Source organism: Photorhabdus namnaonensis (assembly GCF_001684335.1).
GTDB lineage: Bacteria > Pseudomonadota > Gammaproteobacteria > Enterobacterales > Enterobacteriaceae > Photorhabdus > Photorhabdus namnaonensis.
Genome location: NZ_LOIC01000081.1, coordinates 35928 through 46341, shown reverse-complemented (window position 1 = coordinate 46341; position 10414 = coordinate 35928). Strand labels below are relative to the sequence as shown.

Sequence of the window (10414 nt, the reverse complement as noted above, 5' to 3'; positions counted from 1 at the left end):
CCACGGAGGCCAGCGTAAATCCGTCATAAAGACGGTGGCGGCCTGAGAAGTGGGAAGCCTCGCCGTTTTTACGGCGGGGAGCAGTCACGTTGTAGAATAGTGTGTGAAACACGTCCTACATGCCATAATTGAGCAAAAATTTTACCTCCTGCCATATGTACCGCATCTGTTACTTTTTTCCATCCTGTTACTTGCTCAGACTTATAAATACCTGGCGTCCATGCATATCCTTGTCCCTGCTGGCTGATTTGTGTACCTTCGCTGATAATTAGCCCCGCACTGGCACGTTGGGCATAATATTCCGCCATCAAATCAGTCGCCACACCGTCTGTTCCGGCTCGTGAACGTGTCATTGGCGGCATAACAATACGATTAGGTAACGATAAACCATTCAGAGAATAGCGTTCAAACAGCATAATATTCCTCACTCTTCATTAATCATTGATTTTAATTTGTATATATGGAGATATTATGCTCCGCGAATTCTTTCTAAAAAGGCTTATTAATACAAAAGACTTTTGCTGTAAATGTAAAAATGTTCGAGTTTTTTATATCTAAGTAAATATGTAAACAGCTCCCGAAGGAGCTGAAATAAGCAATTATTTTCCTGCAAAGCGGAGAGATTACTGAGTTTATTAAGAAGCAGGAGTAATTAATTATCCCATTGAGGAGCAAGCCCTTCTGGACTAACCAGACGTTCGTTACGGTCAAGTGTGGCGATAGCCGCCAATAACGCATTCATTGTTTCATCAACACTAACAACGTTATTTGGGGATGGCCAATGAATTAATGTCAAGTCAACATAATCAGTGCGCAGCTTCGCGATACTCTCTTTAAGACTTGGTATTAATTTTTCCTTGCTCAAATTTTTTGTCCAGATTTTTGTCGTGATATAGATATTTTCACGGGCTACACCACTTTCTTCTATGGCTTGTCCTATCGCTGCTTCATTCTCATAAATCTGTGCTGTATCAATCGCATGATATCCCAATTCAAGAGCATTTTTTACTGATGTGATCACAACATCATCTTTTAGACGAAAAGTCCCTAATCCAAATGCAGGAACAGACATAATAAACCTCATGTAATATTTAATTAAGAAAGGTTTTATTATCATGAGATAAATTGCAATAAAAAAGAGCAATAAATGCAGAAGTCTTTTGCTGATATGGCAAAAATATAGAGATTGTAATTTAAATTGTGTAATTGCTTGTTCTTGATATATTCCTTACAACAATGCAGACAGGTAAATTATGGGAAAAAAATAAGCTTGGCTTGGAGGCGGTTTTAATTATCACTATTTTATTTGTGAATGTTAATTTGTCATATGCGAAAAATGATTTTATTAAATATAATATGAATAAAGGTAATATTTTTATAAAGATAAAAAAGGTGATATAGATCGCACGGTTTTATTCTCTGTTGAGAAAAATTAAAAGATATTAGATTGTTTTAACGATAGTTATAAGCATACACATAAAGAAAGGGGGGCTGTTAGTTCGCTTTGCTCACAGCTTAACAAGGTTGCCCTTGAACAGCCTTCTCCCCCTTTTTTTATCGGCTAATCCGGTAAATAAAATCGATAGAAAAGGTGATTTATCCTACTTTTTTCAGGAAGCAGGTTTTCAATACTAACCCTCTGATTTTATCTGCGTTACACTCGATTTCATCGTCACGATGAGTTAAACGGATATTTTTAATTAAAGTGCCGCGTTTTAGCGTTGCTGATGTGCCCTTTACTTTTAGATCTTTAATGATCTGTACAGAATCACCATCATTAAGCAGGGTGCCATTACTGTCTTTTACTTCGTTATCCATTTTATTATTTCCTCAGGTTATTTCTGAAAATAAGTGTGGATTATAGACAATTTGTGCTGATTTTTAAAGAATATGGCGAAATTTATCCGTATTGAGGGCATTTTATGATGTTCTGCTGTGTCGGAGTCTTGGGTAATGAAAGGTTAATGTAAACAAAACAGGCCCCCGTTGTTAACAGGGGCCTGTAAGTCTCAGAGCTCTTAATATGACGGCTCTTTATATTTTACTGCTCAACGCTTGCTTCAATAAACCATAAGAATTTGTCGAGATCACGGGAGGCGGCGGTTAACATATCCGCGGTGTTTTCATCCTCAACTTCATCCATTGCTTTGCGGATATCATTAGCGACAATAGCATAACGGTCGGCCAGTGCTTTTAGATGGTCCTGCACGTCATGGATATTTGTTGGGTAACTTTTCAGTATTGTGTGCTTATTAATTTCTTGTACGGTACCGAGAGCTGTTCCACCAAGTTGTACGGCTCTTTCTGCAAAAATGTCCGTATGTTCAATAATCGTGGCGCGAAAGGTATCCAGCATTTCATGGATGGAAATGAAATTTCTGCCACGCATGTTCCAATGTGCTTGTTTGGTAAGTAGAGAAAGATCAATAAATTGGATAACCATGTGGTTCAGAATTTCAATGGTTTCCTGTTTAATATCATCATCGATATCATTGCGAGTATAAAGTAGTGTGGATATCCCTGTTTTGATTAATCTTGCAGTATCCATAATAGTTTTCCCTTGGTATTAATAATGAGTTTTTTATTGACTGAGACGAATGTAACTCAATATTAGTCTTAAAGCATATAGCTTGTTCCTATTAAATCAATAGTTAATTTTTATAGGGAAATATTTGCTATGAAATTCTTAGAGTGATATTGGGAAATATAATAATTTATCAGATGAATTTGTGTGAATAATTTAATTATGAATGAGTTTCTTTATTTATAAAAAAACCGGAGAATGACTTTATTCCTCCGGCTTCTATTTCATTTCGATTAAATAAAATGATTAATCGACTTCGGTGATTTTAGGTTTTCCTTTTATTGTTGACGTAGAACCGATGGAGGCAAAAATAATACAGAATAGCGCCAGCCATTGCGTTATAGTCAAATGTTCATTCAGAAATACAATACCAGATAGCGCGCCCAGTGCGGGTTCAAGGCTCATCAGAGTACCAAATGTCTGTGCGGGTAAACGGGTCAGAGCGATCATTTCCAGTGTATATGGGAATGCAGTAGACAGAATCGCAATTGCCAGCGCCAGAGGGAGAATGGACACATCAAATAATAGTTCTGGCCCCGTTTGGATCAAACCGACAGGGAAAAATATCATAGCAGCGATAAATGAACCAACAGACACTGTCGCTGCTCCATGACCTGCACCGGCGCGTTGGCCGAAAATAATATATAGCGCCCAGCAAACACCTGCGCTGAGTGCGTAAATGATCCCTATAGGATCTAAGTTATCAATATTATTATTGCCAATAGGGAGTAGGAAAGCTAAGCCGGTGATAACCAATGCCACCCAGAGAAAATCTATTGGTCGGCGTGATGAGAACATGGCTACAGCCAGCGGGCCGGTAAACTCAAGGGCCACGGCAATACCTAAAGGAATAGTTGTCAGCGCCATATAGAATGTATAATTCATCGCGCCAAGAGCAATACCATAGGTAAGCAGTGGCATAATGGATTTTCGGCTAAAACGCAGACGCCAGGGTTTAAAAATAATAAACAGAATGATAGTTCCAAGACCCAAGCGCAGTGCGGTAACACCCGGTGCGCCGATGACCGGAAACAGCGTTTTGGCAAGAGAAGCACCGCTCTGAATTGATGTCATGGCAAGCAGTAATAGTATTACAGGTATTAATGGAAAAGCACTCTTTTGGAGCTTGGAAGAAGACATCCGGGCAAAACCTCAATTAAAATCAAATGATCTGACCGATAATCTTCGCAGTGAAACGTAGATAACTCAATAGGTTTAGAGAATATAATTTTAGCGAGATATTTTTCATTTATTAGACCATATTATATGTTTATAGTGAAATTTAATTTCATTATTGAAATATAATCCTGATATAAATCTATATTTTATTTTGATATGTTGATAATTATGGGATTACAAGTGATGAAAGTATTTATTACAACTTGGTTGATGCTTGATTTTATATCATAATAATTAAGCATAAGTTATGATTAATGCTAATATATTGAATATGAAAAAGCTATTCTTATTTTGTCCTGCTTGATATCAGTTTTAAAGTGAGTTGTATGATTGTGATATTAACGTATAATCCTGATTTTCATGTGGAGATAAAGCAACAGGAGCTGAGATAATGAAAAGTATTGCTGTTTATTGTGGTTCAAGCTTGGGTGTATCTGAAATCTATAAAGAAAATGTCATTATCTTCGCAAAAGAATTGGTTAAACGTAATCTTACGCTTATTTATGGTGGCGCCAGTGTAGGTATTATGGGAGCTGTTGCTAATACGGTTTTGGCAGAGGGTGGGAAAGTGATTGGTGTTATTCCAACATTATTGGAAGCACGGGAAATATCACATAAAAATCTGACGGAATTATACGTTGTTGAAACTATGCATCAACGCAAAAACAAAATGATTGAGTTAGCTGATGGTTTTGTTGCTTTGCCTGGTGGTTTTGGCACGTTGGAAGAGTTTAGCGAGGTATTTACCTGGAGCCAGATTGGGTTACATACGAAACCTTGCGGTATTCTTAATATTAATAACTTTTATGATCCGCTTATTGCCATGATTAATAAAATGGCGGATGAGCAATTTTTGCATGAAAAATATCGTCATATGGCAATAATTGAACAAGATCCTGCCATCTTACTCGATCGTTTTAATAATTATCGGGCGCCATCGATAAAAACATATTAAAATCAATTTTATAATGAAAAAGCAACATTATTGTAATGCTGTAAATAAAGAACTAGAAAAAACTTGAACTGATAAGTAATTAAAAATATGGAGATACGATCCACTTTAATGAAGGAGAGGATAATACAAAAATGAGAGAAATAATCAGTATTCACCTTTGATTAAGGTAGAGAGGATATTAATTCTCGAAATAAATAAACCATTCCTGTTGCATAGATATTTAAATATTTTACCACAGGAATGGTTGTTAATATTAATGGTTAAATATTAGCTTACGATCATATATTCTACTATTGGATTGTTACCGCCATCCGCTGTATAGGATAAGTGTAAATCATCACCTAAATAATCGGTTGAGATTGAGTAGCTACTGCTGCCAATCAAAGGATTGCTCCATGTAATATAGATGCTATAGATTTCGCCTTTGCTATCTACAAATACATAGGTACAACGCCCTGCGACACCACCTAACAGGCTGTTTGAATCACTTCTCCAAATCGCTTTTCCAGGAGTGTTGTCATTGCTTCTATTAATTACTTGAGGAGGAAGAGTAGTCCACTCACCTTGATCAAGACGGATAGAATCCTGAATAAGTTTAAGTTTATATGGTGATTTGTTAGTTACTTTTACAATAACGCTGATTGGTGCTTTTAAGGAAATTGCTTCGATCTCTGACATAGTATTACCTCTTGTGATTGATTTTAAAAGTATAATTAATAAATTCCAAGATTTTAATTCAACCTGTTATGGTTATATAAAATAACTTGGGGTGGAACCAACCTTCTTAGCTATATTTGATAGCTTATTTTTACTCCTTATTAGAATTCCATTTCTTCATATTTCCTGAATTTCAATCTTTTTATATTTTGGTATTTTTATTTATCGTTATCACCATTTTATTTATCGTTATCACCATTTTATTATCGCTTTTAATAATTTTTATCCTTTTAAAAGATTAAAATCAAAAAAACTATCTATTAAATGGTGTAGATAAAAGGCTTTATTTTGCCTCGATGTTTTTTAAGATACCGTTTCTCTCAGATAAAAGTCAATTTTTTTGCTCTTTGTGTTTTATTATAAAATAACAACCGGTTAATTATATTTTTGTACTTAAAAACGTAGATGTAAATAATAAAATATGTCTATGTTTTTAATAAATAATATATAAAACAACCATAATGGCAAATAAAAATAGGCCGCTAAATCTATGGCGAGTTAATAATGATTTTATTGTTTTTGAACATTAATTCATCATTATATTGATGAAATGTTAATGTGTTGTAATATCGAGTGAGTATAACTTAGTCACAGATTGTATTTATTTTGAGTGGCAATAAATGCACTAATTTGATAAGTCTTTCTTATTGCTAATAAGTTTTCTGATTCATTGATTAACAGATATTTGGATAATGAGCTAATATTATATTCACGACAGGGACTATTACATCCTTGATTAAAATAGCATAAAAAAATGAAATTGTTATAAATATAATGTCATTGAACCTTAATATGTTTATTTTCAGTGTGGCATTATTGGTTATTTTTATTTCTTCTTTGTGTCTGATTTAAAAAGACATTCAGCATAAAACTAAATCGTATCACGATATCGTTTTGTCATTCAGAGTACCAATTGGAAGCTTCTTGCTATCTTATTAAAAGTAAAAAATCAAAACAATCTATTTTTAATGATGGATTATTCTATTGATAAGCTGCCGGTGTAACATGTGCTTTAAAATAATGCTATAAATCAGTGAGAAACTGGTAGCAAGTGGTTAGGGGCTAGCCTGATGGCGAAGATCACCCAGAGTAACGCACCGCTGCAAAGTGCTATGGCTAGCACGAAACGATTATTGAATGCATAGCGAATAAAAACACTGTTAGAAGTCACTATTCATCAGTGTTTTTTTATACCTAATGATTAGATGACTGGTCTACTTTTTGGGTATCCCAATGATACTGACTTTTAATGTTGAAGGAGAAGATGAATGTTTCAAACACAACAAATAAATCGCCGTATCGTCTTGGCTTCACGTCCGCATGGTTCCCCGACACTGACTGATTTTCGTCTGGAACAGCAACCTGTCCCTGAGATAAAGGAGAAAGAAATACTGTTACGCAGCGTTTTTCTTTCGCTAGATCCTTACATGCGTGGGCGAATGAGTGATGAACCATCTTACGTGCCGCCGGTGGAACTTGATAGCGTTATGGTCGGCGCGACAGTGAGCCGGGTAGTGTCTTCAAATCACCCGAGGTATCAGGTGGGTGATTGGGTGCTGGCATATAGCGGTTGGCAGGATTATGCGGTTTCCGATGGCAGTGGACTCATGAATTTAGAGCAATCACCTGTTCACCCATCCTATCGATTAGGTGTATTGGGGATGCCGGGTTTTACAGCTTATATGGGATTGTTGGATATCGGCCAACCCAAGGCTGGTGAAACATTGGTGGTTGCCGCGGCAACGGGACCGGTTGGTGCGACGGTTGGTCAGATAGGCAAGCTAAAAGGTTGTTATGTTGTCGGAGTCGCGGGTAGTGCGGAAAAATGCCGCCATGCTGTTGATGTATTGGGGTTCGATGTTTGCCTTGATCACCATGCGCCAGATTTTGCGGAGCAATTGTGCAAGGTTTGTCCGAAGGGGATTGATATTTATTTTGAAAATGTGGGCGGCAAGGTATTTGACGCGGTTTTGCCGTTACTGAATGATTTTGCTCGCGTGCCACTTTGCGGAATGGTGTCTTGCTACAACTCCACTGACCTTCCAGAAGGGCCAGATCGTTTGTTTTTGTTGATGAATAAACTGCTGCGGAAGCGAATTCGGATGGAGGGATTCATTATTACTGATCATTATGCTCGGCGTTTTGGAGAATTCTTACACGATATGTCCGTATGGCTTGATGAAGGTAGGATAAAATATCGCGAAGAGGTGGTGTCAGGTTTAGAAAATGCTCCACAGGCGTTTATTGGCCTGTTACAAGGCCATAATTTCGGCAAGTTAGTCGTCCGTGTCGGTCCTGATAATTAAATGCGATTAGAAATAACGCGATCTTATTGCGTATACACGTGTTTTTTTCAATGAGTTAGGAATTCAGACCCATTTGTCAGATTACAACCTTGATGTCGATGACATTGATCGGGTGGTGAAACAATTGGAAGCACACGGTCTGACTCAATTGGGTGAAAACAGAGACATTACGTTAGATATTAGTCGCCAGATCTTGCAAGCAAGCCTTTAAGCTGGCGGAATGCCCTGGGACTCCAGGGCTTTTCACAAATCTGGAGTTTGTTTTAGCGAATGAATTTGCGGTACGATATAAGTTAAATAGGAAAAAATGTTTGAGTCAAAAATGGATAATAAACATCAGCAGTCATCGCATATTCAGTTGGAAAATAATCTCTATCAGATTGTAGTGGGTAATAGCCATAATTTTAATGAATGGTTGTATTTGCGGAATACATTATGGCCTACGGCATCAGAAGAAAGTCACCGTGAAGAAATGAACTCGATTTTGAATTCTGATAACCAGATTGCTTTTATGATCCAATCGGATTTAGGTGATTTTTGCGGTTTTGCAGAGGCTTCACTGAGATTTGAATATGTCAATGGATGCAATTCCTCTCCGGTAGCTTACCTTGAGGGGATCTACATTACCCCGGAATTAAGAAGAAACGGTTTAGCGACTCGTCTTATCACTCATATTAAAAATTGGGCTAAGGATCATGGATGTACTGAAATGGCATCAGATGCTGAAATAAATAATGCAGAATCACTGGCTCTTCATTTATCTCTTGGGTTTGTTGAGACAGAACGGGTCGTTTTTTTCAGGAAATTAATCAGATAGGGATGAATTGGGTGGTGAAATGGGACTTGGACTATTTCTATCATCATTCATCTCTTATAACTGAATGCTGATGCGAATTACATTGTGCTACATATATTATGTGCCTCTGACATGACAACGTAGCCCCATGTATCTATCTTGAATTAGCTCGAATAACGCACAAAACTTCCCGCGATCTCTTAACCTTGTTGTGGCATAATGCGCCGCTATTGATTTTTCCGATTTCCCTTTTGTTTCTAAATGTAAGAGCGAATGCAGTGTTAAGTACAAACAACATCACCATGCAATTTGGCAGTAAGCCCCTGTTTGAAAACATTTCTGTCAAGTTTGGCAACGGTAACCGTTATGGTCTGATTGGCGCGAATGGTTCCGGTAAATCCACTTTTATGAAAATCCTGGGGGGTGATCTGACACCCACTGCCGGTAATGTCAGCACTGATCCCAATGAGCGTATTGGTAAACTGCGTCAGGATCAGTTTGCTTTTGAAGAGTACACGGTGCTGGATACCGTGATTATGGGGCACACGGAACTGTGGCAGGTAAAACAGGAGCGTGACCGCATCTATGCGATGGCGGAAATGAGTGAAGAGGACGGCTATCGTGTTGCGGATCTGGAAGTCGCTTATGGCGAGATGGATGGTTATAGTGCCGAAGCGCGTGCCGGAGAGCTGTTGCTAGGTGTTGGTATTCCAGTAGAACAGCATTATGGTTTGATGAGCGAAGTGGCGCCGGGTTGGAAATTGCGCGTATTGCTGGCTCAGGCACTGTTTTCTAATCCTGATGTTCTGTTATTGGATGAACCAACGAACAACTTGGATATCGATACGATTCGTTGGTTAGAGCAAATACTGAATGAACGAAATAGCACCATGATCATTATTTCCCATGATCGTCACTTCCTGAATACAGTTTGTACTCATATGGCCGATCTTGATTACGGTGCATTACGTCTGTTCCCCGGTAATTATGATGAATATATGGTTGCCGCCACTCAAGCCCGTGAGCGTCTGCTAGCTGATAATGCGAAGAAGAAAGCACAGATTGCTGAATTACAGTCTTTTGTCAGCCGTTTTAGCGCTAATGCGTCTAAATCAAAACAGGCGACTTCCCGTGCTCGTCAGATTGATAAAATCCAGTTGGAAGAAGTTAAAGCATCTAGTCGTCAGAATCCCTATATCCGTTTTGAGCAGGATAAGAAGTTGTTCCGTAATGCTCTGGAATTGGAAGGTTTGACTAAAGGTTATGACAATGGTCCTCTGTTTAAAAATCTCAATCTTTTGCTGGAGGTTGGCGAGAAAATAGCTGTTATCGGTGCTAACGGTATCGGTAAAACGACCTTTCTGAAAACATTAGTTGGTGAGACAGAGCCAAATAGCGGCACAGTTAAATGGTCTGAAAATAGTAGCATTGGTTACTATGCTCAGGATCATGCCAGTGATTTTGACTGCGATCTGACGGTTTTTGACTGGATGAGCCAATGGAAGAGAGAAGGGGACGATGAACAAGCTGTTCGTAGCGTATTAGGACGTTTGTTGTTCAGCCAGGATGACATTAAGAAAAAAGTCAAAGTGTTATCGGGTGGTGAAAAAGGACGGATGCTATTTGGTAAATTGATGATGCAGCAGCCAAATATTCTGATAATGGATGAACCAACAAACCACCTGGATATGGAATCCATTGAATCCCTGAACCTCGCGCTTGAATTGTATAAGGGTACTTTGATATTTGTTTCTCATGATCGGGAATTTGTTAGCTCATTGGCAAGCCGAGTTATGGAAATTAAATCTGATAAGGTCATTGATTTCAAAGGTACTTATGATGAGTATCTGAGAAGTCAGGGAATTGTTGAGTAATCA

At 38.0% G+C, this 10414-nt stretch carries 8 protein-coding genes and 3 pseudogenes; 5 read left to right on the top strand and 6 right to left on the bottom strand.

The features are described 5' to 3' along the window. Nucleotides 1-71: 71 nt before the first annotated feature. The 5 genes and pseudogenes from Phpb_RS16730 to rhtA form a co-directional block, all read right to left on the bottom strand. Nucleotides 72-416, bottom strand: a pseudogene (locus Phpb_RS16730) (oxidoreductase); the annotation flags it as partial. Nucleotides 417-721: 305 nt separating this feature from the next. After that, nucleotides 722-1072: pseudogene (locus Phpb_RS16725) on the bottom strand (aldo/keto reductase); the annotation flags it as partial. A gap of 524 nt (nt 1073-1596) precedes the next feature. Next, nucleotides 1597-1818 (bottom strand): alkylphosphonate utilization protein, encoded by a 222-nt coding sequence (locus Phpb_RS16720; RefSeq protein ID WP_036777898.1) that lies wholly within the window; start codon nt 1816-1818, stop codon nt 1597-1599. 223 nt (nt 1819-2041) lie between these two features. Next, a complete protein-coding gene (gene dps, locus Phpb_RS16715; protein ID WP_065391333.1) occupies nt 2042-2548 on the bottom strand; it encodes a DNA starvation/stationary phase protection protein Dps in 507 nt (168 codons plus the stop codon). A gap of 282 nt (nt 2549-2830) precedes the next feature. Beyond that, a complete protein-coding gene (gene rhtA, locus Phpb_RS16710; protein ID WP_046394739.1) occupies nt 2831-3724 on the bottom strand; it encodes a threonine/homoserine exporter RhtA in 894 nt (297 codons plus the stop codon). A 430-nt stretch (nt 3725-4154) separates the two neighbouring features. On the opposite strand from rhtA, the gene Phpb_RS16705 reads away from it, so the two are divergent. After that, nucleotides 4155-4718 carry an LOG family protein gene (locus tag Phpb_RS16705; protein WP_065391332.1) on the top strand — a complete coding sequence of 188 codons (564 nt, stop codon included), beginning with the start codon at nt 4155-4157 and terminating at the stop codon, nt 4716-4718. A 267-nt stretch (nt 4719-4985) separates the two neighbouring features. Here Phpb_RS16705 and Phpb_RS16700 read toward each other — a convergent pair whose 3' ends face one another. After that, nucleotides 4986-5396, bottom strand: a complete 411-nt coding sequence (locus Phpb_RS16700) for a toxin (protein ID WP_065391331.1) — start codon at nt 5394-5396, stop codon at nt 4986-4988. 1307 nt (nt 5397-6703) lie between these two features. Here Phpb_RS16700 and Phpb_RS16695 point away from each other — a divergent pair. From Phpb_RS16695 to Phpb_RS16685, 4 genes and pseudogenes are all read left to right on the top strand, one after another. After that, nucleotides 6704-7741 carry an NADP-dependent oxidoreductase gene (locus Phpb_RS16695; RefSeq protein WP_065391330.1) on the top strand — a complete coding sequence of 346 codons (1038 nt, stop codon included), beginning with the start codon at nt 6704-6706 and terminating at the stop codon, nt 7739-7741. Between the two features lie 25 nt (nt 7742-7766). After that, nucleotides 7767-7952, top strand: a pseudogene (locus tag Phpb_RS23995) (NADH-dependent alcohol dehydrogenase); the annotation flags it as partial. 111 nt (nt 7953-8063) lie between these two features. Further along, entirely contained in the window at nt 8064-8558 is a 495-nt protein-coding gene (gene aac(6'), locus Phpb_RS16690) for an aminoglycoside 6'-N-acetyltransferase (RefSeq protein ID WP_082302622.1), read from the top strand. 257 nt (nt 8559-8815) lie between these two features. Then, nucleotides 8816-10411: an ABC-F family ATPase gene (locus Phpb_RS16685; protein WP_046394734.1), complete on the top strand. Its 1596-nt coding sequence runs from the start codon at nt 8816-8818 to the stop codon at nt 10409-10411. The last annotated feature ends 3 nt before the right edge of the window (nt 10412-10414 follow it).

Excerpts from the sequence above, each read along its gene's own strand:
- Phpb_RS16720 (WP_036777898.1), bottom strand. The coding sequence starts at position 1,818 with ATGGATAACGAAGTAAAAGACAGTAATGGCACCCTGCTTAATGATGGT.
- Phpb_RS16695 (WP_065391330.1), top strand. The coding sequence starts at position 6,704 with ATGTTTCAAACACAACAAATAAATCGCCGTATCGTCTTGGCTTCACGT.
- rhtA (WP_046394739.1), bottom strand. The coding sequence starts at position 3,724 with ATGTCTTCTTCCAAGCTCCAAAAGAGTGCTTTTCCATTAATACCTGTA.
- dps (WP_065391333.1), bottom strand. The coding sequence starts at position 2,548 with ATGGATACTGCAAGATTAATCAAAACAGGGATATCCACACTACTTTAT.
- Phpb_RS16700 (WP_065391331.1), bottom strand. The coding sequence starts at position 5,396 with ATGTCAGAGATCGAAGCAATTTCCTTAAAAGCACCAATCAGCGTTATT.
- Phpb_RS16705 (WP_065391332.1), top strand. The coding sequence starts at position 4,155 with ATGAAAAGTATTGCTGTTTATTGTGGTTCAAGCTTGGGTGTATCTGAA.